Below are 24484 nucleotides of genomic sequence, written 5' to 3'. Positions count from 1 at the left end.
TTCCATATGGGAAGGCTTTCTTTTTATATGAAATAAATTATTTAACCTTTATACTTCAAAGGCAGATGCACCACTTTTTTAGTTTCGAAAAAGTCTTCATTAAAAAAATCAGTAATATCGTAAATGGTTGCAGTTTTATAATTTTGAAGCTCTTCGCCTAAATCTCCACCTTTAAGATATATTATACCATTTTTTAATTCATGATTTTGCTTTTTAGCAATTTTACCTTTTACCCAATGCACAAAAGTTGGCATAGCGGCAACGGCTCTACTTACAATAAAATCGTAAGTACCTTTAGTTTCCTCAACACGTTTATTGGTGGTTTTTACATTTTCTAAACCTAAACCTTCAACAACCTCGTCGACAACCTTTAATTTTTTAGCAATGCTATCCACAAGATGAAACGAGCATTCAGGATACATAATGGCTAAGGGAATTCCAGGAAATCCGCCTCCTGTTCCAACATCTAAAATTTTAGTTCCAGGTTTAAAGTCTACAATTTTGGCTATGGCTAAAGAATGCAGGACATGTCTTAAATAAAGTTCGTCTATATCCTTTCTTGATACCACATTTATCTTTAGATTCCAATCTTGATATAAAGCCTCTAGCTTTGTAAATTTATCGATTTGATCCTCAGTGAGGTTAGGGAAATATTTAAGAAGTAACTGCATATCTTTTAATTTTGCACAAAAGTAGCTAAATTAATGTGCTTTTTTATGAAAAATTTATTAAGATGCACGTCATATTTATTTATCTTTGGCGTCATATTTGATAGTTATTTATATAAGATTATCAGATTGTAAAAACAATAGCATGACAAAACAAGCATTATCATTCTCAAGAATAGACTCTGCGAAATTCTTCAAAACACTGAACAAACGTGTTAACAATTATTTTAAAGAAAATGACATAAAAAAAACAGGAAACTGGAAACTATATATTAAAGCCATCATAATGTTTACATTATTACTTGGCCCTCTAGTTTTATTATTAACAGTTGATTTACCAACATGGTTACTTATTGTATCCGTGATGGTTATTGGAATTGGAATGGCTGGCGTAGGCATGAATGTGATGCACGATGCAAACCATGGTTCTTTTTCAAGCAAAAAATGGGTTAATAAATTAATGGGAAGTAGTATTCATATCCTTGCTGGAAACGATTACAACTGGAAGGTACAACACAATGTTTTACATCATACTTACACCAATATTCAAGGTCATGATGAAGATATCGATGCCGGAAGAATCATTCGTTTTTCGAAGCATTCTAAATGGTTGAAAATTCACCAATATCAAAAATATTATGCCTTTTTGCTATATGGTTTATTAACTGTTAATTGGGCTATTACTACAGATTTTAAACAGACATATATCTATTTAAAAAGAAAATTATCTTATGGCGATTTCCCTAATCCTGCAACTCAATGGACGAAGTTAATTATTGGTAAAATATTATATTATTCTATTTGGGTGGTATTACCTTTAGTTTTAGGTTATGCTTGGTGGCAAGTATTAATTGGTTTCTTAATCATGCATTATACGGCTGGAATTATCTTAAGTGTTGTGTTCCAATTGGCGCATGTTATGCCAAATACGGATATGCCTATGCCAGATGAAAATGGAAACATGAAAAATACTTGGGCAATCCATCAGTTATTTACAACCTCTAATTTTTCACCAAAAAGCTGGATGGTAGAATTTTATACTGGCGGATTAAACAGACAGGTTGAGCACCATTTATTTGCTAATATCAGCCATGTTCATTATAAAGACATAGCCAAAATAGTTAAGGATACTGCACATGAATTTAGCTTACCTTACAATGAATATAATTCTATTTGGACTGCCATTGGAGAACATTACAACCAATTAAAAGTACTAGGTAAAAACCCTAGTTTGGCTTAATTTATTTTCGCACTACTAAACACTATTTAACAATGAGCTTACTTTCAGAGAGAGTTTTAAACATGTCCACTTCTGCCACTTTAGCTATGGCAGCAAAAACAAGAGAACTTAAGGCACAAGGAAAAGATATAATTGGATTAAGTCTTGGCGAGCCAGATTTTAACACGCCAGATTATATTAAAGATGCAGCCATTCAAGCTATAAATGAAAACTATAATTCTTATTCTCCTGTTGACGGTTATGTAGAGCTAAAAGAAGCCATCATTACTAAATTTAAACGCGATAATAATTTAACATATAAATTACCTCAAATTGTCGTGTCTACTGGCGCAAAACAATCTTTAGCAAACGTGGCTTCGGTCATGATCAATAAAGGAGATGAAGTTATCTTACCATGTCCATATTGGGTGAGTTATGCAGATATTGTAGAACTTTTTGAGGGCGTTCCTGTAGAAGTAAGAACATCTATTGACAACGATTTTAAAATGACTCCGGAACAACTGGAAGCAGCTATTACACCAAAGACAAAAATGATTTGGTATAGCTCGCCATGTAATCCAAGTGGGTCTTTATATAGTACCGAAGAATTACGTGCCTTGGCAGATGTACTTCAAAAATATCCAAATATTTATGTGGTTTCAGATGAAATCTACGAACACATAAACTTCACATCAGAAGGTCATGCAAGCATGGCTCAATTTGATGATATGTTCGATAGAACAGTTACTGTAAATGGTGTTTCTAAAGCCTTTGCAATGACGGGTTGGAGAATTGGATACATTGGAGCTCCAGAAGCAATTGCTCGTGCTTGTAACAAAATGCAAGGCCAAATTACTAGTGGTGCCAATTGTATTGCACAACGTGCTACCATAACGGCTTTAAATGAATCTCCTACACGTGTAAAATACATGATAGACGAATTTAAAATTCGTAGGGATTTGGTATTAGATTTACTTTCAGGAGTTGAAGGTTTTAAAACCAACACCCCAGAAGGTGCTTTTTATGTGTTTCCTAATATTTCTTATTACTTCGGAAAAACCTTAAAAGGAAAAAAGATCAATAACGCGACAGATTTTTCATTATATCTTTTAGAAGAAGCTTTAGTAGCAACTGTTACAGGTGAAGCCTTTGGAAACCCCGATTGTATTCGTATTAGTTATGCAGCGAGCCAAGAGCAAATTATTGAAGCTATAAAACGTATCAAAGAAGCTGTTAGTTAATTTTTTCGGCTTAAAGAACATATTCCAGACCCTTCAAGTTTTAAAAACCTGAAGGGTCTTTTATTTAAAAGAAATAAGCAATCACTGTGATTAATAAGAGCATAAAAATGCTAAAAATAATTAAGGTTTTTAACCGTCTTTCCTTTCTCTCTTTTTGAAGTCTTAGTCTTAATTCATTTAATTTTTCAGGTGAAGCCTTATGTTCAAATACGATTGACTCCGCACCCTCCATTTTTACTAAACCATTTTTTAGTTTCTTTCTTTTAGATACAAGATTTCGATTGTTTTTTAACGAAGAAATAGCAGATTGTACAGCACCGAAACTCATTAATTGTGATGTTTTTAAATTGGATTAAACTAAATATAAGAAGATTTTTTAAAGTAAATCTTCTAAAGCAGCATTCGCAAATATGGATTTTTTAGAAGCCTTTATTATACTATGATTTGCTAAACGTAAATAATTAAAACTCAATAATCCCTGAGAAGCAAAATAAGGATTATTTTTTAATTAATTTCAGATTATAAATGTTGCTTCATATTAATTTTCATAATCTTAAATTTTAGAGTGTAACGAATTTTAGGTATTTGAAAACATGAAAGTATTGATCAAAACCTAATTTTATACAGAATATGGTGTGGATTTCAACAAAAAAAAGAAGTGAATAGTACTATTTATTGGCAAATATCTATGAATTAGGTTAAATATAAATCTGGAACGATTTGAAACTTACCTATTTCTCCAGAAAAAAGGCGTCAATAAAATAAGCACCGTAAATAATTCTAAACGTCCAATAAGCATTAAAAAGGAAGCCCACCACTTACCCAATGCAGGCAAGGCTGCATAATTATTTACAGGACCAAAATTACCAAGAGCTGGACCAACGTTCCCTAAACTAGAAGCCGATAATCCAATGGCTGACATAAAATCTATGTCAAACATAGAAAAAACCAATGCTCCCACAATAAAAGACAGCATATAAAGAATAAAAAAGGCTAGGATATTAAATACAATATCTCCCGTGACACCCTTCCCATTATATCTAACAGGTAAAATAGCATTGGGATGTAAAGCTCGTTTAAACTCTAAAAATCCATTTTTAATTAAAAGCAAGTGTCTTACCACCTTAACTCCCCCAGCAGTACTACCTGCCGAGCCCCCAAGAAACATCAAACCAAAAAAGAAAACCATTAAAAACGGAGTCCATAAGGTATAATCTGCCGTAATAAAACCAGTGGTGGTAATAACGGATATCACCTGGAACAAACCATGTCTAAAGGAACTCTCTGCTTTCCCCCAAACCATAGGATGCTCAATGGTTGAGACAGTCAAATCTGCTCTAAAATAAATAATTAAAGATGCTATAATGGTGAAGATTACAATAAATTTAAAATAAAGCTTAAGCTCTTCGTCTTTAATAATTTTTTGAACTTTCCCTTTAAAAGCAAAATAACTTAATACAAAATTAGTCCCTGCCAAAAACATAAAAGCAATAATAATATATTGAATAATGGGCTGTCCATTCCAGTAAGCCACACTCGCATTTTTAGTTGAAAACCCACCAGTAGATAAGGTACACATAGAATGATTAATGGCATCGAAAAAAGACATCCCTGCTACCTTTAATAAAATAGTTTCTGCAACTGTGTATCCAAAATATATAAGCCATAAGCGTTTAGCTGTATCTGTAATACGAGGATGCAATTTATCGGCACTTGGACCAGGAGCTTCGGCGGCAAACATTTGCATCCCTCCTATTCCAAGTAAAGGCAATATGGCCACAGCTAATACTATAATTCCCATCCCACCAATCCAATGAGTTAAACTTCTCCAAAATAAAACCCCTTTTGGAACAATTTCAATATCGTTTAATATAGTAGCACCCGTAGTGGTATAACCTGACATGGTTTCGAAAAAGGCATCGGTAAAATTAGTAATGCTTCCTGTCAAAATATAAGGAATTGCGCCAGACAATGTCATTACCAACCAACCAAAGGCTACGACTATGTAGCCTTCACGTTTATTCATTTCTTTAGTATGATCTTTAGTAAAAAACATAACTAAAAGACCAACTAAAATAGTAACGCCACCAGATATAAATAGCTCTAGAGTAACGCCATCCTTATAAATTAAACTTACTAGAGATGAAAGCAACATGAAACCCCCATTAAATAATAGTAGAAGTCCTAAAAAATGAAAAATAATTTTATAGTTAAGTTTCACAGATATTAAATTATAGGAATAATTTTTCAACTAGTTTGATTGACCTTGGTAAACAACAAACCACAACTTTATCATCTACACTAATTCTAAAATCTCCTAGAGCAGTATGTCCTTTGCCATTTCTAATAATCCCACCAATAATAGCAGATCTTGGAAAATCGACATCTTTAATTAGTTTATTACAGATCTTAGATGTGGACTTCACATTAAATTCTAATAATTCTGCATTCATATTATTTAGCTTCGTCATGGCTATAACTTCACCTTTTCTAATGTATCTAAAAATATTGTTTGCGGCCAAAAGTTTTTTATTAATCAAGGTATCAATTCCTATAGAATGTGAAAGCTCAAAATAATCCATGTTTTCTACTAAAGCAATGGTTTTTTTAACGCCTTTGGATTTAGCAACCAAACAAGACATGATGTTGGTTTCAGAATTACCAGTAACAGCAATAAAGGCATCCATATCCTTTAGGTTTTCTTCATCTAAAAGATCAACATTTCTACCATCGCCATTAATAACTAGAACATCAGCTAACTCGTCGGCTAAATCGAAAGCACGATCTTTATCTTTCTCAATTAACTTTACATTTGCGTAATCCTTGCATAAATCTCTTGCCGTTTTGTAGCCAATTTTACTACCACCAAGAATCATGACGTTTCTAATTTCTGTATTTATTTTACCTGTAAGCTCACATAATTCCTGGCCACCACCTTCCGAAGTAATAAAAACAACATTATCACCTTCTTTAAATTGGGTATCTCCGCGAGGAATAATGGTATATTGCGTTCCAAAACGTTGAATTGCTATTGGAATAAAGTGTATTTCTGGATATATTCTTGCCGCTTCCTGAACAGTTTTCCCAACAAAGAGAGCTGTTCTAGAAAGATTTAAACCCACCATTGTTAAAGCTCCTTCATCAAATTGATAACTATCGTTAAAGGCAGATTGACTTAATAGCAGTTCTATCTCTGAGGCAGCTAAAGATTCTGGCGAAATTAACTCGTCTATTCCTAATTTATCAAAGCCAATCTCATCTTTATGGTTGATAAATTCGGTATTAGAAATCCTTGCAATGGTTCTTTTAGCTCCAAGTTGTTTTGCAAAAACACAAACGGTTATATTGGTAGTCTCTGAAGAGGTTACCGCAATTAATAAGTCGCTAGATTCAATTTTAGCATCTTTTAAAATGGCTATTGAAGTAGCATCGCCTTTAATAACTTTAATATCTAAATGATTGTCTGCATAAGTAAGACTCTCTTTATTGGTGTCTATTAGGGTAATTTCTTGAGACTCGTAGGATAATAATTTTGCTAAATGAAATCCTACTTCACCAGCTCCAGCAATAATTATTTTCATGTGTTAAATAATAATAAAAGTGTCACAAATATACTGCTAAATTGATACATTAAAGGACAATTAAAGATATAATTATTTGATTTAAAGTTGGTAAAACCTCCTTTAAATGTTTATTTTTCAATGAAACTGTTTATTTTAATAAAATGATGAAATCATCCTATTAATATGAAATTTGAGTTTCATTGAACAATTCAAATTGAAAATAAATATGTAGGTTTGTGCAAAAAAAATAACACATTGACAAAAGTTAAGCCATATAAGGACAGTGAAGTAGGCAAAAAGGAACAGGTAACCAAGATGTTTGATACTATTTCCAAGGAATACGATGGATTAAATCGTGTAATTTCTTTTGGAATAGACATTAAATGGCGAAAAAACGTAGTGAATCTGGTTGCACAAACAAATCCGAACATCATATTGGATATTGCCACAGGAACAGGAGATTTAGCAATTAATTTAGCTGAAACGAAAGCTGAAAAAATTATAGGTTTGGATATTAGCCAAGGCATGCTTGAAGTTGGAAAAAAGAAAATATTAAATAAAAATTTACAGGATAGAATAGAAATGGTAGTTGGCGATTCTGAAAACTTGCCTTTTGAAGAAAATACTTTCGATGCTATTACTGTAGGATTTGGTGTTAGAAATTTTGAAAATTTAGAAAAAGGTCTCTCCGAAATTCATCGTGTTTTAAAACCTGGTGGTATTTTTGTTATTTTAGAAACATCTGTTCCTACAAAAACACCTTTTAAACAAGGCTACAACTTATACACAAAAAACATCATGCCACTTATTGGAAGACTCTTTTCTAAAGACCAAAGTGCCTATAAATATTTAAGCGATTCTGCATCTGTTTTTCCTTTTGGTGAAGTTTTAAACAATATTTTGCGTGAAAGTGGGTTTATAAATGTTGTAAACAAACCACAAACCTTTGGAGTGGCAACCATATATACATCATCAAAAAAATAATATGAAAAACATCATTTTTCTGTTCGCTTTTTTATTCATTATTCAGTCGGCTTCTGCTCAACTGTTTACTAAAGAAAAAATACTAAATGATGAAAATGTTGACAAAGCTTTTTTAAGCTATGGTTATTTTCTTGGATTTAATAGTTATGATTTTAATTTCGATTATATATACAACGAACCAGACATTCAAACAAAAAAATCAACTGGTTTTAATGTAGGATTAGTTGGAAACATGAGGATAAATAGCTTTTTAGATTTAAGATTAGAACCGGGATTAAGTATTACTACTCGAGTTCTAGAATATCCAGAGAGTTATTTTGATGGTGTAGAATTCACTTCTTCAGATTTAGAAAGAGAAATAAAATCCACTTACATACATGTCCCATTATTACTTAAGGTTTCTACAAAGCGCTTAAACAATTTTAAACCTTTTATAATTGGTGGTGTATCTACCTCATTAAATCTTTCTAGTAATCAAGATAACCCAGACGACAATAGTGCTGGAAAATTTAGAACGACTAAAAACATGTATTATTACGAGCTAGGTTTTGGTATCGATTTTTATTTATTCTACTTCAAATTCACACCTTCTATTCGTGGAATTTTCGCAATTAACGACGAGTTAGTTAGAGACGAAGATATAAATAGCCCTTGGACTGGAAATATTGACAAAATGCAAACTCGTGGCGTGTTTATTAACTTTACGTTCCAGTAGGTGTTTGTTGTAAAGTTGTAAAAAGTATATTGGTTATAATCGGCTCAACAACTAACAGCTCTACAACTAACCTCTTCTAAATTCACTCAATATAACAGCAGTAGCAGTAGCCACATTTAAACTTTCGGTAGATTGCAAATCGCCAAATCTAGGGATGGTAATTTTAGACGAAATAAGACTTTCAATATCTTTAGAAATACCATTCGCCTCGTTTCCAAGTACTAAAACCCCTTTTCCAGTCAATTTTTTCTTATAAATATTATCACCATCCATAAAAGCGCCAAAAACCTCTAAATCTGTTTGTTTTAAAAATTCAGGCAAGTCCAAGTAGGTTATATTAACCCTTGTTATAGAACCCATAGTAGCCTGTATAACTTTTGGATTAAAACAATCTACTGTTTCTAAATTACAAACCAAATCTGTAATCCCAAACCAATCGCAAAGTCTAATGATGGTTCCTAAATTTCCAGGATCTCGAACATTATCCAAGGCAACAATTAATTTATCTGTATGAACCTGTTTTACTTCAGGAATTTTAAAAACTGCCAATGCCGTATTAGGCGTGTTTAGAAAGCTTATTTTTTTTAATTCAGATTCAGAAATAAGCGTTTCAAGATTGGCATCAATTTTGAATGAATCTACAGTATATAACTGTTGTAATTTAAAATGAGAGCCTATTAATTCGTTAATAGTTTTAACACCTTCAGCAACAAATAAACCCTGCTGAAGCCTGAATTTTTTTTGATTTAAACTCGTTATTAATTTTATTTGGTTTTTAGATAACATTCAAACTTATTTAAATATATTTTTCGATTGAAATAATGTATTTTTGAGTTAAATTGAAGTAATATATATTACTCCTAAAAACAGCAACTCTTTTATTACTAGCTAATTTAATTTGTATTTGAAACTACATTTCTCAAAAATAGTATTATTTATTGTATTTACTGGCTTTTTGTATTCCTGTAATTCAGTAAAAAGAGTACCTGAAGACAAACTTTTACTTGTTGAAAATTCTATTTATGTAAATGGTAAAAAGGATAATTCAGAGCGTGTTAATAATTTACTGTTTCAACAAAGCAACAAAAAAATTATCAATACTCCTTTAAGACTTTATATTTACAACGCTGCTAGGCCTAATATAGATTCCATCATTAACGTTAAAATAGACTCTAAACCTAAAAAACGAAAACACTTAGAAAATTTTCTTTCTAAAAAACAATTAGAAAGATATATAGAAGCCCGAATTGGTTTTAACGATTGGCTAAAAAAAACAGGCGAAGCACCAGTATTTGTTAATCATGATAAAACAAAACGATCTGAAAAACAATTAGAAGCATACTATTTTAATAATGGTTGGTTTAATGTGGATGCTACTTCTACTACAGATAGCTTAGAAAGCAAAAAAGCCTCTATCAATTATTCAATAAAAACTGGAGAACCTTATATTGTAGATTCCCTTTCAAGAAGCATTGCTTCTCCAGTAGTTGATTCTCTTTACAACTCAACTAAGGAAAATTCCTTTATTAAAAAAAATAAACAATATAGAACGGCCACTTTTGCTAGCGAGAAAGCTAGAATTAATCAAGAAATGAGAAACTCTGGAGTCTATCATTTTAGTCAGGATTATGTGTATTTTGATATGGATACCATTAACACCAACAACAAAGTAAATGTGGATTTGCAGATTTTAAATAGATCTATTACTACCCAAGATACAGTCTACAAAGAACCTTTTAGTATTTATAAAATTAAAGAAGTTAATATTTATACTGATTACTCGTACGAGAATAAAGATTTAGCAATTCAAGATTCAATCACATTTAAAAAATTCAATCTGTACAGTTATGGAAAGATGCGTTTTAAACCAAAAGCCATAACGGACGCTATATTTATTACTCCTGGTGATGTTTTTAGAGATAAAGATAGATCTAACACTTATAGACACATTAATAATTTACAGACTTTTAAACACCCTAGCATCGATTATATAGAAAATCCGGATACTACTTTAACAGCAAATATTCTACTGACACCGTATAAAAAATTCGGCTTAAATTTTAGTGCTGAAGTTTCTCAAAGTAATATTCAATCTGTTGGCCTAGCCTTCAACCCTAGTTTGTTAATGCGTAATATTTTTAGAGGTGCAGAAACATTAGAACTTTCAGCTTTTGGCTCCATTGGAGCATCCAAGGATGGAGCTGATGCAAGCGATCCCTTTTTTGATATTACTGAAATAGGTGTCGATTTAAAACTAACCATTCCAAGATTGTTTTTTCCGTTCAATACAGCACGGATTATCCCAAAAACCATGTTTCCAACCACTAGGATTTCCATTTCAACCTCTAGTCAGACCAATGTTGGGTTAGACAAGCAAACGGTTTCTGGTATTTTTAACTATAAATGGTACGCTTCAAACTTAGTAACCAATAGGCTGGATTTATTTAACATCCAATATGTAAGAAACTTAAATCCAGATAATTATTTTGGAGTTTATCAAAACTCATACGACGAATTAAATGCCATATCTAACAGCATCGATTATAATAATGGGAACAATTTAACCTATCCAGGTCAAACCGATATGTTTATAAATGAAGTGTTATCAGGAGACACTTCCTTGCAACCAGGAGAGGCTGAATACGACGACGTATATTCCATTAACGAAAGAAAAATAAGGCTTACCGAAGATAATTTAATTTTTGCCTCTAATTTTAATTTCACAAGAGATAATAGGGAGAATTTATATGATGAGACTTTTTCTATCTTCAGATTAAAATTAGAGCTTGCTGGAAACTTATTTGGTGCTATTTCAAAACTTGGAAATTTAAAGAAAAATGATGCAGGACAATATGAAATGTTCAATGTAGCCTATTCACAATATGTAAAAACGGAATTCGACTATATAAAGCATTGGGATTTAGGCAAAAAAAATGTCCTTGCCATTAGAAGCTTTGCTGGAATTGCCATTCCTTATGGAAACTCTACAAACATTCCTTTCTCTAAGAGTTTCTTTGCTGGAGGAACTAACGATAACCGTGCTTGGGTTGCCTACAGTCTTGGCCCTGGAAGCTTAGATAGTAATGACGAGTTTAATGAAGCAAACCTAAAGTTAGCTTTTAATATTGAACATCGATTTAATCTTTTTGATAGCTTCAATGGCGCCTTTTTTATCGATACTGGAAATATTTGGAATGTATTAGATGATGTTACAGACCCACAAGCAACCTTTAACAATTTTTCTTCCTTAAAGGATATTGCCATTGGTTCTGGTTTTGGATTAAGATACGATTTTGGCTTTGCAGTTTTCCGCTTTGACATAGGTTTTAAAACCTATGATCCATCATATCCTGAAAATGATAGATGGTTTAAAGATTACAATTTTTCAAATGCTGTTTATAACATAGGTATCAATTACCCTTTCTAAGCTATTTAATTTTCTTATTTTTGTATTTCAAACTTTTTAATTTAACAATTATGGCACATAACATTAAACCTGGAGTTGCAACAGGGCAAGAAGTTCAAAATATTTTCAAACTAGCTAAAGAAAAAGGATTCGCCTTACCTGCTGTAAACGTAGTTGGCTCAAGTACCATCAATGGTGTTTTGGAAACTGCAAGAGATTTAAACGCTCCTGTAATTATTCAATTTTCTAATGGTGGAGGTGTTTTTAATGCTGGAAAAGGATTAAGTAACGAGAACCAAAAAGCAGCCATCGCAGGTTGTATTGCCGGCGCAAAGCATGTGCATTTAATGGCCGAAGCTTATGGTATCCCTGTTATCTTACACACAGACCATTGTGCTAAAAAATTATTGCCATGGATTGATGGTTTATTAGATGCTAGTGAGCAACATTTTAAAGAAACAGGAAAACCCTTATATAGTTCTCACATGATTGATTTAAGTGAAGAACCTATTGAAGAAAATATAGAGATTTGTAAAGCATACCTAACTAGAATGAGTAAAATGGGTATGACTTTAGAAATTGAACTTGGTATTACAGGGGGTGAAGAAGATGGTGTTGATAATACAGACGTAGACGATTCTAAATTATACACTCAGCCAGAAGAAGTAGCTTATGCTTACGAAGAATTAAGCAAAATAAGCAACCAATTTACTATTGCAGCAGCCTTTGGAAACGTTCATGGCGTATATAAACCTGGAAATGTGAAGCTAACTCCAAAAATCCTTAAAAACTCTCAGGAATATATTTCTAAGAAATTTGGTGTAGAACACAATCATATCGATTTTGTTTTTCACGGTGGTTCAGGCTCAACGGTAGAAGAAATTCGCGAAGCTATTGGTTATGGTGTTATAAAAATGAATATCGATACAGACATGCAATATGCATTTACTGAAGGCGTTCGTGATTACATTCTTGAAAACCAAGATTATTTGAAATCACAAATTGGAAATCCTGAGGGTTCAGATATTCCAAATAAAAAATATTACGACCCAAGAGTTTGGTTACGTAAAGGAGAAATAACCTTTGTAGAACGCTTAAAAAAGGCTTTCGAAGATTTGAATAATGTAAATACATTATAAAATATATAAAAGTGAAATGCTCAATTCAAATGAAACGTTTAATTTTGCTTCTATAACTAACAAGGAAACTAACGATTTTAAAATTCTAAAATCGTAAATCATAATTCTAAAATCGTTAATCATTATGTCTTGGTTTAAAAGAAAAGAAAAAGGAATTCAAACCACTACCGACCAAAAAAAGGATACTCCTAAAGGTTTGTGGTATAAATCTCCTACTGGAAAGATAGTAGATACCAAAGAATTAGAACAAAATTTCTATGTGAGCCCAGAAGATGGTTACCATGTAAGAATAGGAAGTAAAGAGTATTTCGAAATATTATTCGACGACAATAAATTTAAAGAATTCGACACTAAATTAGAGTCAAAAGATCCCTTAAAATTCGAAGACACTAAAAAATATCCAGACCGTTTAAAAGCAGCCCAAGAAAAAACTAATTTAAAAGATGCTGTTCGTACTGCTGTAGGTAAATCTAATGGAAAAGATTTAGTAATTGCTTGTATGGATTTCGCTTTTATTGGTGGTTCTATGGGTTCTGTAGTAGGCGAAAAAATTGCTCGTGCCGCAGATTATTCCTTAAAAAAGAAAATCCCTTTTATGATTATCTCCAAATCTGGAGGAGCAAGAATGATGGAAGCAGCTCTATCTTTAATGCAGTTAGCCAAAACTTCGGTTAAATTAGCACAACTGGCAGACGCTGGAATACCATATATTTCTTTATGTACAGATCCAACAACAGGAGGAACAACAGCATCCTTCGCCATGTTAGGAGATATTACCATTGCTGAGCCTGGAGCTTTAATTGGTTTCGCCGGACCACGTGTTGTAAAAGACACCACTGGGCAAGAGTTACCTGAAGGCTTTCAAACATCAGAGTTTTTATTAGAACATGGTTTTTTAGACTTTATTACTCATAGAAAAAATCTAAAAAATAAAGTTAATTTATATATCGATTTAATTACAAATCAACCTTTAAGAGTCTAGTTTTTCATTGTTGAATCAAATAATATTTTTACAAAAGATTACAATTGGCGAAAAAGTATTATATTTGCAGCTTGAAAGAAAAACTTTCATGTACATAAAAATCATTTAAAATAATATTGGAATGTATTTAGATCAAAAAGAAAAAGAAGCCATCTTTACAAAACATGGCAAAAATGCAAAAGATACTGGTACTGCAGAAGGACAGATTGCATTATTCACTTACAGAATTGAGCATTTAACAACGCACTTAAAGAAAAATCGTAAAGATTACAATACAGAGCGTTCTTTAGTAATGTTAGTAGGTAAAAGAAGAAGCTTACTTGATTACTTAATTAAGAAAGATGTCTTAAGATATCGTGCAATTGTAAAAGAATTAGGATTAAGAAAATAATCACATAATTAAGAGGCTTCGCGCCTCTTTTTTTGTATTATAATAACTCAATCGTAAGAGTTAAAAATTCGTAAAATAAGAAGCTAGATCCCGAATCGAGTTCGGGACTAACGGTTTTTCATTGGTCACAACAACTACTACTACAACACAACTACCAATGTTTAATTAGAATTAAAAAAATTATGATTCCAAAAGTTTTTAAAGAGGTCATAGACCTAGGAGACGGTAGAGAAATTACTATCGAAACCGGAAAATTAGCAAAACAGGCACATGGTTCTGTTGTTGTTCAGTCAGGAAAATGTATGTTATTATGTACAGTTGTTTCCAACTACGAACAAAAAGATTTAGATTTCTTACCATTAACAGTAGATTACAGAGAAAAATTTGCTGCTGCTGGTCGTTATCCAGGTGGTTTCTTTAAGAGAGAAGCGAGACCTAGTGACGGTGAAGTTTTAACTATGCGTTTAGTGGATCGCGTATTACGTCCATTATTCCCTAAAGATTACCATTCTGAAACTCAGGTGATGATTCAATTAATGTCTCACGATCCAGAAGTTATGCCAGATGCAATGGCAGGATTAGCCGCTTCTGCAGCGATTCAATTATCAGATTTCCCTTTTGAATGTGCAATTTCTGAAGCTAGAGTTGCTCGTGTAAATGGTGAATTTATTATCAACCCTTCATTTGCACAATTAGCAGAATCTGACATCGATATGATGATTGGTGCTTCTGCAGATTCAGTAATGATGGTAGAAGGTGAAATGCATGAAATTTCTGAAGAAGAAATGGCAGACGCTATTAAGTTTGCTCACGAGCATATTAAAATACAATGTGCTGCTCAAATAAGATTAGCAGAAGCATTTGGGAAGAAAGCAACTCGTGAATACCAACCAGAAAGAAAAGACGAAGCATTAGAGAAGAAGGTACATGACATGGCTTACGATAAAGTGTATGCTATTGCAAAAGCTGGATCTGCTAAGCACGAAAGAAGTGCTGCTTTTCAACAAATAAAAGAAGATATCAAAGCTACTTTTTCTGAAGAAGAGTTAGCAGATTACGGAGGTTTAGTTTCTGACTATTACCGTAAAGCTGAAAAAGCTGCTATTAGAGATTTAACCTTAGATGAAGGGTTGCGTTTAGATGGTCGTAAGACTGACGAGATTAGACCAATTTGGTGTGAAGTAGATTATTTACCATCAACACATGGTTCTGCAATCTTTACACGTGGGGAAACTCAAGCATTAGCAACTGTAACTTTAGGTACTTCTAGAGATGCTAACCAAATAGATATGCCATCTCAAGAAGGTGAAGAGCGTTTCTATTTACATTATAACTTCCCTCCTTTTTGTACAGGTGAAGCAAGACCAATCCGTGGAACATCTCGTAGAGAAGTTGGTCATGGTAACTTAGCACAACGTGCTTTGAAAAATATGATTCCTGCAGATTGTCCTTATACAGTACGTATTGTTTCTGAAGTTTTAGAATCTAATGGTTCTTCATCTATGGCAACAGTTTGTTCTGGTACAATGGCGCTTATGGATGCTGGGGTTCAAATGAAAAAACCAGTTTCTGGTATTGCAATGGGATTAATTTCTGATGCAACTTCTGGAAAATACGCTGTATTATCTGATATTTTAGGTGATGAAGATCACTTAGGAGATATGGACTTTAAAGTGACTGGTACTGCAGATGGTATTACCGCTTGTCAGATGGATATTAAAGTAAAAGGATTATCATACGAGATTTTAGTGGCAGCACTACAACAAGCTCGTAATGGTCGTTTACATATTTTAGATAAACTAGTTGAAACTATTGCTAAACCTAATGCGGATGTTAAAGAACATGCGCCTACAATGGTTACAAGACGTGTTCCTAATGAATTTATCGGAGCCTTAATTGGACCTGGTGGAAAAGTGATTCAGGAAATGCAAAAAGAAACAGATACTACTATCGTAATTAACGAAGATCCAGTAACTGAAGAAGGTATTGTTGAAATCTTAGGTGTAGGACGTAAAGGTATTGATGCTGTAATGGCTAGAATAGATTCTATCTTATTCAAACCAACAGTTGGTAGCATTTACGAAGTAAAAGTTATTAAAATGCTTGATTTTGGTGCCGTTGTAGAATATATGGATGCGCCAGGAAACGAAGTGTTATTACACGTAAGTGAATTAGCATGGGAACGTACTGAAAATGTTGCCGATGTTGTAAACATGGGAGATGTTTTTGATGTGAAGTATTTTGGTCAAGATCCAAGAACTCGTAAAGAAAAAGTTTCTAGAAAAGCTATTTTACCTAAACCAGAAGGTTTTAAAGAAAGACCTCCTAGAGAGGATAGCAGATCTGGTGGACGTGATAATCGTGGTTCTCGTGACAATAAAGGTCGTGATAATCGTCGTGATGACAGAAAACCAAGAGAAGATAAACAAGACTAATTATTAGTTTTATAATCTATAGTAGAAAGCCTATTCATTTATTTGAATAGGCTTTTTTTTATTCCTCTAAGACAGTTAAATTCTTAGAAAGTATCCAAAATCAAAAAAATGTAGCTTTATTCTCTTAAAAAAATATTAAAGAAAGTCCAAACATGAATTATCATCGTACATCTAACAAAGACAAAATAAACGATAGACACATTTATGGCTCCAAAAATAACTCCCTCAGAAGAATCAACAATAAAATCTAACCTTCAAAAAATTAAAGAATACTTTGGATTCACAATAGATGATAACGGAGATACTGATGTTTCTTATAATAGAATAACTCTTATAAGCACCATTGCTTTAATCATCATTGGAATTTTTCTATTTAATAAATTCCATGGCGATTTTGCGCAATTTAATGAAGATCGAAAAAGCTCAACATTTGGTTTTGCATTCTTAATCCTTGCCGGAATACTCTTTTTCTTTAAAGCATTTTACTTTATTTATATAGCTTATAGATATTTTAAATATAAAGCTATTGAATCTGTTTCAAACGAAGAATTACCAACTTGTACAATTATCGTTCCTGCATATAACGAAGGAAAACAAGTTTGGGATACGCTAATGAGTCTAGCTGAAAGTGACTATCCAATTGAAAAGATGCAAATACTTGCAATAGACGACGGTAGCTTAGATGATACTTGGGATTGGATGGTTGATGCTAAAAAACGCCTTGGAGATCGTTTAGAAATCCTTAAACAACCTGAAAACAAAGGAAAACGTCATGCCTTATATCGTGGCTTTAATTTAGGAACAGGAGATGTTTTTGTTACTGTTGATAGTGACTCCATAGTTAAAGAAGATACCTTAAGAAATTTAGTAAGTCCGTTTGTAGCGGATAAAGAATGTGGTGCCGTTGCAGGAAACATCAGAGTTCTAAACAATAAAAAAGAAATGCTTCCAAAAATGTTGGATGTAAGCTTTGTAATGAGCTTTGAATTTGTACGTTCTGCAGAAAGCACATTGAACTCCGTATTATGTACTCCTGGGGCTTTAGCAGCTTACCGAAGTTCGGCTGTTTATGCTTGTTTACCAGAATGGATCAACCAAACTTTTATGGGACAACCATCAGATATTGGAGAAGATCGAGCCATGACAAACATGATTCTAAAACAAGGAAAGCATGTGCTGTTTCAAAAAAACGCTGTAGCTTATACAAATGTGCCAGAAGAATACACTGGACTTTACAAAATGTTTATTAGATGGGGAAGAAGTAATGTAAGAGAAAACATTGCCATGTCAAAATATGTTTTCACCAACTTTAAAGAAGGTAGTAAATTTGGTAGTCGTTTACTTTTTATAAGTCAATCAACAAGAATTATAATGAGCTACCCTTTTGTGCTTTTTATGTTGTTTTTTGTTCTAACTCACCCATTTTTATTTCTAGGATCCACCTTATTAAGCATTCTAGTAACTTCAACATTCTCAGTTCTCTTTTATTCGCATCACTATGAAACAAAAGAGTCCATTTGGGCATATTCCTATAGTATTCTGTACACTTTTGGATTATTTTGGATTACACCATATGCCATAGCAACCGCTAGCAGAAGAGGTTGGTTAACCCGTGGTTTAGCAGAAAAAAGATAGAAAAATCCCCGTTTTTAGATAACAATAAAGAAGTCTTACAAGAAATTGTAAGGCTTTTTTTTATGGCACAGCAATTCGTTATTTCCAGTGTGGGCCTTTTTATTCCCGACAAGCTGTCACCTTTTGTCAATATCAACAATAGCTCTAATTGTAAATTTGGCAACGAACAGACCTAATATTAAGAATACACTAACCATTCCCCCTACTTTCTAACTATATGGGATTTCTTGAAATTAATTATTTTTTTCGGGTCTTCCGTACAGTCCTTGCACTCTTTATAGAAATTAATATTGATAATCAATACATTATAAAACATGAGAGTATTAGTAATTGGAGCTGGAAACATGGGATTAACGTATTCCGAAGGAATGGCAAAATCGCCTTTATTAGGAAAACACAACCTGAATATATATGATACAGATCCTAAAAAAATTACAACATTAAGCAAAGAAGCTCATTTCGATGTTTACGATAATTTAGAAGATTGCTTACCAAAAGCAGATATCGTCTTTCTTGCCGTAAAACCATACCATATTGAAGACTTATTTAAAAGTATGACAAAATACATTAACAAGCAGCAACTATTTGTATCGTTAATGGCCGGAGTAACAATAGACACAATAAAAGAACAATTAGGCATTAAAAAAGTGGTTAGAGCCATGCCCAATTTACCTGCAAAAGTGGGTAAAGGGGTTACCTCCTATACCGAATCATCAGATGTTTCAAAAGTAGAACTCATTATGGTTAGAAACTTATTGGATACTACTGGAACTTCAATTCATGTGGATACCGAAAAATTCATTGATGCCTCAACTGGTATTTCAGGAAGTGGACCAGCTTATGTATTCTATTTTATGCAGTCCATGTTGGAAGCCGCTTTAAAAATGGGCTTTTCAGATTATGATTCAAAAATATTAGTCAGTAATACCTTTGAAGGAGCCATTGAGCTTTTTAATCAATCGGATATTTCTCCGGAAGCTTGGATTGATCGCGTGTCTTCTAAAGGAGGCACCACGCAGGCGGCTATAGATTCTATGGAAGACAATAATGTAAAACAACTTATTCAAGATGCCGCTTATGCCGCATTTAATAGGGCAATAGAATTAGGACAAGAAAAATAATATGGACGACGACATTAAACGTATCGTAGTAAAAGTAGGAACAAACGTATTAACTAATAGAGATAACCGTATTCTTGGCCCTGTTCTAAAAGAGCTTGTACGTCAAATTTCCGTGCTTTATGAGCGCGAAATTATGGTGGTTTTAGTATCCTCGGGTTCAGCAGTTGCTGGAATGGAGGTATTAGGAAACACGAATATCACCGATAAATCAATAAGACGTCAGGTATATTCCTCCGTAGGTCAACCAAGGATGATGCGTCATTACTACAGTTTGTTTCACGATTACGGCATGCGTTGCGGGCAAGTTTTAGCCACGAAACGAGATTTTGATTATGGAAAACATCGTGAGAATATGATTAACTGTTATGAAGGATTATTGTCTGAAGGTGTAATCCCCATTGCCAATGAAGATGATGCCGTTTCTTTAACAATGTCTATGTTTTCTGATAATGACGAGTTAGCCAGTTTGATTGCAGAATTGATAGATGCGGACCGTTTAATTATATTATCAGATACCGATGGTCTTTTTACAGGACATCCAGATGACGAAGACTCTGAAAGAATTCATAAAGTTACAGGTAATCAAAACGTGGAACAATATGTAAAAGCTTCGGATAAAAAAGAAGGCGAAGGTCGTGGAGGTATGGCTTCAAAATTACGTGTTGCCAAAAGCACAGCCAAAATGAATATTCCAACTTACATAGCCAATGGCAAACGTGAAAATGTAATTATTGATATTATCGATAACAAGGAAGTAGGAACTAAATTTATTCACTAAAAAACACTTATGGAATTATTACATACATATAAAAAAAATGACGTTTTAAATTCAATGATTCAAATTATTGATAGAGAACGCAACAACATTATAAAAGCAAACAAAAAAGATCTAGAAGCATTTAATAAAGAGGATCAAGCTTTGTATGACCGTTTGGTCGTAAATACATCTAAAGTAGATGCTATGATTCAAGCTATAAAAGAAGTAGGAGAACAGGAAGATCCTGTAAATATGATAATTTCAGATTTAACTCTGGATAGCGGGTTACAGATTACTAATAAAACAGCTCCCTTTGGAACAATCATGATTATTTATGAATCACGGCCAGATGTAACAGTTGAAGCCGCAGTAGTGGCTTTTAAAGCGAACAATAAAATTTTATTAAAAGGTGGAAAGGAAGCCATAAATAGCAATCTAATTTTAGAAAAGTGCTGGCATGAAGCTCTTGAAGAAAATGGCTTATCTAAAGACTGGATTAAGTTACTACATTTAAAACGTGAAGAAACACAGGAATTCTTAAAAAATCCTACGGAGAAAATCGATTTAATCGTCCCGCGTGGTGGGGAACGCTTAATTAAGTTTGTTAAGGATCACGCAACATGTGCCGTTTTAATTTCCGGCCGTGGAAATAACTTTTTATATGTTTCTAAAAATGCCGATTGGAAAAAAGCAGTGAAAGTAATTATTAATGCCAAAACAGATAAAATTTCAGGTTGCAATGCGCTAGACAAAGTACTTATTGATAGAAACATTCCGGATTATCAAGAGAAAGTTCAAGAGTTGCAAAAAACACTGGATCATGTTGATGTGGAGTTGGTAGTTGATAAAAAAATAGGTGAGATTTTATTCGATGAAACTCAAATTTCAAATGAGAATACTTGGTATGAAGAATTTCTAGCCATGAAATTATTAATTGGAGAAGTAGACGGATTAGATCAAGCTATTGCAATAATTAACAAATATTCTGGTGGACATTCTTCGGTTATAATAACGGAAGATAAAAACGAAGCAGCAACTTTTATGCAACAAATAGACAGTGCTGCAGTATACCATAATGCCTCTACCCGATTTACAGATGGTGGACAAATGGGTGTTGGTGCAGAGTTAGCAATTAGCACAGACAAATTACATCATCGTGGACCTCTAGGCTTAAAACAACTGGTTACCAATAAATATTATGTATTTGGAGATGGCCAGATACGGGAATAAAAACGGATTCAGGTGTCGCCTCAATTGGTTTTAATGAAAACTAAAAACCTCACAAAATTATAAATTTTGTGAGGTTTTTGTATTTTAGAAAGCAATTCCTAAACTAGTTTGAAAGGGCTTTCTATATTCTTATCTATTGTTTATCTTGGTATATAAGATTTCATGGTTTCCATTTGTTTTTTATCTAAAACAGAACCCATTTCCTTTTGAAACCCTTCGTCTCCTAATAAAGCAGATTGAATTTTATCAGTTTGTTCCGCTGTATTATCAGAGGTATTACTTGAACCCATTAATTTATCAGCTCCTAAACTTCCTAAAAGTTTTTGGAATTTTTCACTTTTTAGTTGGCTAACTACCAATCCGGAAACTAGTTGTTGTTGACTTTCACTTAAATTTAATTTCTTTGTTAAATTCTTTACTTGATCAGACGCTAAGTTTTCAATCATAGATCCACTTGATGCAGAAGAAGCAATTGACGATAAATTTTGTGCCGAAACTTGCATCATAGCAAATGCAAAAAATAAAAATACTAATTTTTTCATGTTATAAGTTTTGTTTTAAACTAAGGCTAAGTTACTAAATTTCAATTTGTTTTTGACCAAAAAATTAATTTTCAAAAAATAAACACCATTTTATGTAACAAAAATTGCTCTTTAAACGTATAACCATAACATAAAGTAACAACTTAACTTATTTATAGGCTTACAATTAGATGAGACAACTTAAAATTACCAAGCAGGTTACCAATAGAGAAACCGCTTCTTTAGACAAATATCTTCAAGAAATTGGAAAAGTTGACTTAATTACAGCAGACGAGGAAGTAGAATTAGCGCAACGTATTAAAGCAGGAGATCAACTTGCTTTAGAGAAGTTGACAAAAGCTAACTTACGTTTCGTAGTTTCTGTAGCTAAGCAATACCAAAACCAAGGGTTAACCTTACCAGATTTAATTAATGAAGGAAATCTAGGACTTATTAAAGCAGCACAACGTTTCGATGAAACTCGTGGTTTTAAATTTATTTCCTATGCTGTTTGGTGGATTAGACAATCCATTTTACAAGCCTTGGCAGAACAATCTCGTATTGTACGTTTGCCTTTAAACAAAATTGGTTCTATTAATAAGATTAATAAAACATTTGCATTTTTAGAGCAAGCTCACGAACGTCCACCAAGTGCTGAAGAAATTGCAAAAGAATTAGACATGACCATTAACGATGTTAAAGAGTCTATGAAAAATTCTGGTCGTCACGTAAGTATGGATGCACCTTTAGTTGAAGGTGAAGATTCTAACCTTTACGACGTATTAAATTCTGGCGAATCTCCGAATCCAGATAGAGAATTATTACAAGAATCTTTACGTACAGAAATTGAAAGAGCGCTTGAAACATTAACACCTCGTGAAGCAGATGTTATTCGTTTATACTTTGGTTTAGGAAATCAACACCCAATGACTTTAGAAGAAATTGGCGAAACTTTCGACCTGACTAGAGAACGTGTAAGACAAATTAAAGAAAAAGCTATTCGTAGATTAAAACATACGTCTAGAAGTAAAATATTAAAAACTTACCTAGGGTAAGTTTTAAATTCCAAAAACAAAAATCCAAATACCAAGAGGTTGGAATTTGGATTTTGGATTTTGAAGCTTGGAATTTTATCTCAACAAACAGTATAAGATTCCCACTTCGGTGAGAATAAAACTGTTCGTTTTTTGATTGATGAAAGAAGCCAGAGCTGATTACTCTGGCTTCATTCATTTACATACTTTTCTAATTAATTTTTCAAACCCTCTACACGAAATAGATTTAACTTTCAGAAATTTTATATTATCTTTAAACATGTTAAAAACAATATGTTATAAAAGTAAAGCGAAGTTAAATATTAATATTATGGGTTTCGAAGCAATATTTAATGAAACTCAAACTAAGAATGACAGTAAAAATATTACTGGAGTTTTAGTTAAGAGAGGTCAGGTGTTTTTTCAAATATTAGAAGGAGAATCTGTGATTATAGATGCCCTTTATCTAAAAATAAAAAAAGACTCTAGACATACCGATATAATAGAATTATTAAACAAATCCATTTCACAATTAAGCTTTAAGGGTTTTGACACAGGCTATAGTGTTATAGAACATATGGATGCTTTATATGGTTTACAAAATTATGTTATTAATTTAGAGAAAAAAGACACTGAAAATAGCACGCTCTTTTTACAAATTATTGAAGACCTACTAACTACCTAAAAATAAAAATCCTTAGCTTTGTGCAAACAAAATAACTACACAACAATGAACTCAAAACTAATAGCACCTTCCATGTTAGCCGCCGATTTTGGTAACATGCAACGCGATGTAGAAATGGTTAACAATAGTGACGCCGATTGGTTTCATATAGATGTTATGGATGGGCATTTTGTTCCGAACATATCTTACGGGATGCCAGTAATTCAAGCTATAAAAAAGCATGCTACTAAGCCATTAGACGTGCATTTAATGATAGAAAAGCCAGAACGCTATATTGAAGAGTTTGCCAAAGTTGGAGCAGATATAATTACTGTGCATTACGAATCCACTGTGCATTTACACAGAACACTCTCACAAATTGAAGATGCTGGTTGCAAAGCAGGAGTCGTTTTAAACTTAACAACACCCGTGTCTGTTTTAGAAGACATTTTACCAAAATGTTACATGGTATTACTTATGTCTATTAATCCTGGTTTTGGAGGTCAGAAATTTGAAGAAATGACCTATAATAAAATTAAGAAACTTAGACGCATGATTGACGAACAAGGCTTAAATACGCTAATCGAAATTGATGGCGGTGTTACAGACAAAAACATAAAACAGCTTGTAGAAGCTGGAGCTGATGCCTTTGTTGCAGGAAGCCATGTTTTTAAAAGCAAAAATCCAACACAAACCATAAAGGAATTAAAACAACTTGCCAACTCATAAAAAAAGCTCCTAAATGGAGCTTTTTTTTAGTTTGAATTATTAACTAACTG

At 32.9% G+C, this 24484-nt stretch carries 22 protein-coding genes; 16 read left to right on the top strand and 6 right to left on the bottom strand.

Translation table 11 applies throughout. From position 1 onward, the window contains the following. Nucleotides 1–41: 41 nt before the first annotated feature. A complete protein-coding gene (rsmG, locus tag IEV77_RS05540; protein ID WP_188462611.1) occupies nt 42–671 on the bottom strand; it encodes a 16S rRNA (guanine(527)-N(7))-methyltransferase RsmG in 630 nt (209 codons plus the stop codon). A 142-nt stretch (nt 672–813) separates the two neighbouring features. Between rsmG and IEV77_RS05535 the strand changes: the two genes are divergently transcribed. Then, on the top strand, nt 814–1908 hold the full coding sequence (locus IEV77_RS05535) for a fatty acid desaturase family protein (RefSeq protein ID WP_188462609.1): 1095 nt from the start codon (nt 814–816) through the stop codon (nt 1906–1908). A gap of 32 nt (nt 1909–1940) precedes the next feature. Further along, nucleotides 1941–3128, top strand: coding sequence for a pyridoxal phosphate-dependent aminotransferase (locus IEV77_RS05530; RefSeq protein ID WP_188462608.1), 1188 nt, complete (start codon nt 1941–1943; stop codon nt 3126–3128). A gap of 64 nt (nt 3129–3192) precedes the next feature. Here the strand turns inward: IEV77_RS05530 and IEV77_RS05525 are convergent, their stop codons facing one another. The 3 genes from IEV77_RS05525 to trkA all read right to left on the bottom strand — a co-directional run bounded on the left by IEV77_RS05525 (nt 3193) and on the right by trkA (nt 6709). Beyond that, nucleotides 3193–3456, bottom strand: coding sequence for a hypothetical protein (locus tag IEV77_RS05525; protein ID WP_188462606.1), 264 nt, complete (start codon nt 3454–3456; stop codon nt 3193–3195). Nucleotides 3457–3855: 399 nt separating this feature from the next. Then, entirely contained in the window at nt 3856–5349 is a 1494-nt protein-coding gene (locus tag IEV77_RS05520) for a TrkH family potassium uptake protein (protein WP_188462604.1), read from the bottom strand. Between the two features lie 10 nt (nt 5350–5359). Beyond that, the gene (trkA, locus tag IEV77_RS05515) at nt 5360–6709 is read right to left on the bottom strand and encodes a Trk system potassium transporter TrkA (protein WP_188462602.1); all 1350 of its coding nucleotides are present in this window, start codon (nt 6707–6709) and stop codon (nt 5360–5362) included. A gap of 237 nt (nt 6710–6946) precedes the next feature. Here trkA and ubiE point away from each other — a divergent pair, with 237 nt between their 5' ends. Both ubiE and porT read left to right on the top strand, forming a co-directional pair. Further along, nucleotides 6947–7675, top strand: coding sequence for a bifunctional demethylmenaquinone methyltransferase/2-methoxy-6-polyprenyl-1,4-benzoquinol methylase UbiE (gene ubiE / locus IEV77_RS05510; protein WP_188462600.1), 729 nt, complete (start codon nt 6947–6949; stop codon nt 7673–7675). Between the two features lies 1 nt (nt 7676). Continuing rightward, nucleotides 7677–8390, top strand: coding sequence for a type IX secretion/gliding motility protein PorT/SprT (gene porT / locus IEV77_RS05505; RefSeq protein ID WP_188462598.1), 714 nt, complete (start codon nt 7677–7679; stop codon nt 8388–8390). 66 nt (nt 8391–8456) lie between these two features. On the opposite strand, the gene IEV77_RS05500 is transcribed toward porT, so the two are convergent. Then, complete coding sequence (locus tag IEV77_RS05500; RefSeq protein WP_188462596.1) at nt 8457–9176, bottom strand: TrmH family RNA methyltransferase; 720 nt, start codon at nt 9174–9176, stop codon at nt 8457–8459. Nucleotides 9177–9294: 118 nt separating this feature from the next. Here IEV77_RS05500 and tamL point away from each other — a divergent pair, with 118 nt between their 5' ends. The 9 genes from tamL to IEV77_RS05455 all read left to right on the top strand — a co-directional run bounded on the left by tamL (nt 9295) and on the right by IEV77_RS05455 (nt 21486). Next, nucleotides 9295–11817 carry a translocation and assembly module lipoprotein TamL gene (gene tamL / locus IEV77_RS05495; RefSeq protein ID WP_188462594.1) on the top strand — a complete coding sequence of 841 codons (2523 nt, stop codon included), beginning with the start codon at nt 9295–9297 and terminating at the stop codon, nt 11815–11817. Nucleotides 11818–11867: 50 nt separating this feature from the next. Beyond that, the gene (gene fbaA, locus IEV77_RS05490; RefSeq protein ID WP_188462592.1) at nt 11868–12935 is read left to right on the top strand and encodes a class II fructose-bisphosphate aldolase; all 1068 of its coding nucleotides are present in this window, start codon (nt 11868–11870) and stop codon (nt 12933–12935) included. Between the two features lie 124 nt (nt 12936–13059). Continuing rightward, a complete protein-coding gene (gene accD / locus IEV77_RS05485) occupies nt 13060–13917 on the top strand; it encodes an acetyl-CoA carboxylase, carboxyltransferase subunit beta (RefSeq protein WP_188462590.1) in 858 nt (285 codons plus the stop codon). Nucleotides 13918–14038: 121 nt separating this feature from the next. Beyond that, nucleotides 14039–14308, top strand: coding sequence for a 30S ribosomal protein S15 (rpsO, locus tag IEV77_RS05480; RefSeq protein ID WP_188462588.1), 270 nt, complete (start codon nt 14039–14041; stop codon nt 14306–14308). A 182-nt stretch (nt 14309–14490) separates the two neighbouring features. After that, on the top strand, nt 14491–16743 hold the full coding sequence (locus IEV77_RS05475) for a polyribonucleotide nucleotidyltransferase (protein WP_188462586.1): 2253 nt from the start codon (nt 14491–14493) through the stop codon (nt 16741–16743). A 204-nt stretch (nt 16744–16947) separates the two neighbouring features. Continuing rightward, a complete protein-coding gene (locus IEV77_RS05470; protein ID WP_188462584.1) occupies nt 16948–18378 on the top strand; it encodes a glycosyltransferase family 2 protein in 1431 nt (476 codons plus the stop codon). Between the two features lie 314 nt (nt 18379–18692). Further along, nucleotides 18693–19499 (top strand): pyrroline-5-carboxylate reductase, encoded by an 807-nt coding sequence (gene proC, locus IEV77_RS05465; protein ID WP_188462582.1) that lies wholly within the window; start codon nt 18693–18695, stop codon nt 19497–19499. A 1-nt stretch (nt 19500) separates the two neighbouring features. Beyond that, complete coding sequence (gene proB / locus IEV77_RS05460; protein WP_188462579.1) at nt 19501–20277, top strand: glutamate 5-kinase; 777 nt, start codon at nt 19501–19503, stop codon at nt 20275–20277. Nucleotides 20278–20286: 9 nt separating this feature from the next. Then, nucleotides 20287–21486, top strand: a complete 1200-nt coding sequence (locus IEV77_RS05455) for a glutamate-5-semialdehyde dehydrogenase (RefSeq protein ID WP_188462577.1) — start codon at nt 20287–20289, stop codon at nt 21484–21486. Nucleotides 21487–21626: 140 nt separating this feature from the next. Here the strand turns inward: IEV77_RS05455 and IEV77_RS05450 are convergent, their stop codons facing one another. Beyond that, nucleotides 21627–22028 carry a hypothetical protein gene (locus tag IEV77_RS05450; protein ID WP_188462575.1) on the bottom strand — a complete coding sequence of 134 codons (402 nt, stop codon included), beginning with the start codon at nt 22026–22028 and terminating at the stop codon, nt 21627–21629. A gap of 170 nt (nt 22029–22198) precedes the next feature. Here IEV77_RS05450 and IEV77_RS05445 point away from each other — a divergent pair, with 170 nt between their 5' ends. The 3 genes from IEV77_RS05445 to rpe all read left to right on the top strand — a co-directional run bounded on the left by IEV77_RS05445 (nt 22199) and on the right by rpe (nt 24434). After that, the gene (locus IEV77_RS05445; RefSeq protein ID WP_008637385.1) at nt 22199–23062 is read left to right on the top strand and encodes a sigma-70 family RNA polymerase sigma factor; all 864 of its coding nucleotides are present in this window, start codon (nt 22199–22201) and stop codon (nt 23060–23062) included. A 259-nt stretch (nt 23063–23321) separates the two neighbouring features. After that, complete coding sequence (locus IEV77_RS05440; RefSeq protein WP_188462573.1) at nt 23322–23726, top strand: BLUF domain-containing protein; 405 nt, start codon at nt 23322–23324, stop codon at nt 23724–23726. A 45-nt stretch (nt 23727–23771) separates the two neighbouring features. Continuing rightward, nucleotides 23772–24434 (top strand): ribulose-phosphate 3-epimerase, encoded by a 663-nt coding sequence (gene rpe / locus IEV77_RS05435; RefSeq protein WP_188462571.1) that lies wholly within the window; start codon nt 23772–23774, stop codon nt 24432–24434. The last annotated feature ends 50 nt before the right edge of the window (nt 24435–24484 follow it).

This window comes from Xanthomarina arctica, from assembly GCF_014638915.1.
In the GTDB taxonomy this organism is placed as follows: Bacteria; Bacteroidota; Bacteroidia; order Flavobacteriales; family Flavobacteriaceae; genus Xanthomarina; species Xanthomarina arctica.
Note: the sequence above shows the minus strand (reverse complement) of the source record. Positions and strands in the feature narration are given on the sequence as shown.

Bases quoted from the DNA above. Each gene is read 5' to 3' on its own strand.
- rsmG (WP_188462611.1), bottom strand. From the start codon at position 671: ATGCAGTTACTTCTTAAATATTTCCCTAACCTCACTGAGGATCAAATC.
- IEV77_RS05535 (WP_188462609.1), top strand. From the start codon at position 814: ATGACAAAACAAGCATTATCATTCTCAAGAATAGACTCTGCGAAATTC.
- IEV77_RS05530 (WP_188462608.1), top strand. From the start codon at position 1,941: ATGAGCTTACTTTCAGAGAGAGTTTTAAACATGTCCACTTCTGCCACT.
- IEV77_RS05525 (WP_188462606.1), bottom strand. From the start codon at position 3,456: ATGAGTTTCGGTGCTGTACAATCTGCTATTTCTTCGTTAAAAAACAAT.
- trkA (WP_188462602.1), bottom strand. From the start codon at position 6,709: ATGAAAATAATTATTGCTGGAGCTGGTGAAGTAGGATTTCATTTAGCA.
- porT (WP_188462598.1), top strand. From the start codon at position 7,677: ATGAAAAACATCATTTTTCTGTTCGCTTTTTTATTCATTATTCAGTCG.
- IEV77_RS05500 (WP_188462596.1), bottom strand. From the start codon at position 9,176: ATGTTATCTAAAAACCAAATAAAATTAATAACGAGTTTAAATCAAAAA.
- fbaA (WP_188462592.1), top strand. From the start codon at position 11,868: ATGGCACATAACATTAAACCTGGAGTTGCAACAGGGCAAGAAGTTCAA.
- accD (WP_188462590.1), top strand. From the start codon at position 13,060: ATGTCTTGGTTTAAAAGAAAAGAAAAAGGAATTCAAACCACTACCGAC.
- rpsO (WP_188462588.1), top strand. From the start codon at position 14,039: ATGTATTTAGATCAAAAAGAAAAAGAAGCCATCTTTACAAAACATGGC.
- IEV77_RS05475 (WP_188462586.1), top strand. From the start codon at position 14,491: ATGATTCCAAAAGTTTTTAAAGAGGTCATAGACCTAGGAGACGGTAGA.
- IEV77_RS05470 (WP_188462584.1), top strand. From the start codon at position 16,948: ATGGCTCCAAAAATAACTCCCTCAGAAGAATCAACAATAAAATCTAAC.
- proC (WP_188462582.1), top strand. From the start codon at position 18,693: ATGAGAGTATTAGTAATTGGAGCTGGAAACATGGGATTAACGTATTCC.
- proB (WP_188462579.1), top strand. From the start codon at position 19,501: ATGGACGACGACATTAAACGTATCGTAGTAAAAGTAGGAACAAACGTA.
- IEV77_RS05455 (WP_188462577.1), top strand. From the start codon at position 20,287: ATGGAATTATTACATACATATAAAAAAAATGACGTTTTAAATTCAATG.
- IEV77_RS05450 (WP_188462575.1), bottom strand. From the start codon at position 22,028: ATGAAAAAATTAGTATTTTTATTTTTTGCATTTGCTATGATGCAAGTT.
- IEV77_RS05445 (WP_008637385.1), top strand. From the start codon at position 22,199: ATGAGACAACTTAAAATTACCAAGCAGGTTACCAATAGAGAAACCGCT.
- IEV77_RS05440 (WP_188462573.1), top strand. From the start codon at position 23,322: ATGTTAAAAACAATATGTTATAAAAGTAAAGCGAAGTTAAATATTAAT.
- rpe (WP_188462571.1), top strand. From the start codon at position 23,772: ATGAACTCAAAACTAATAGCACCTTCCATGTTAGCCGCCGATTTTGGT.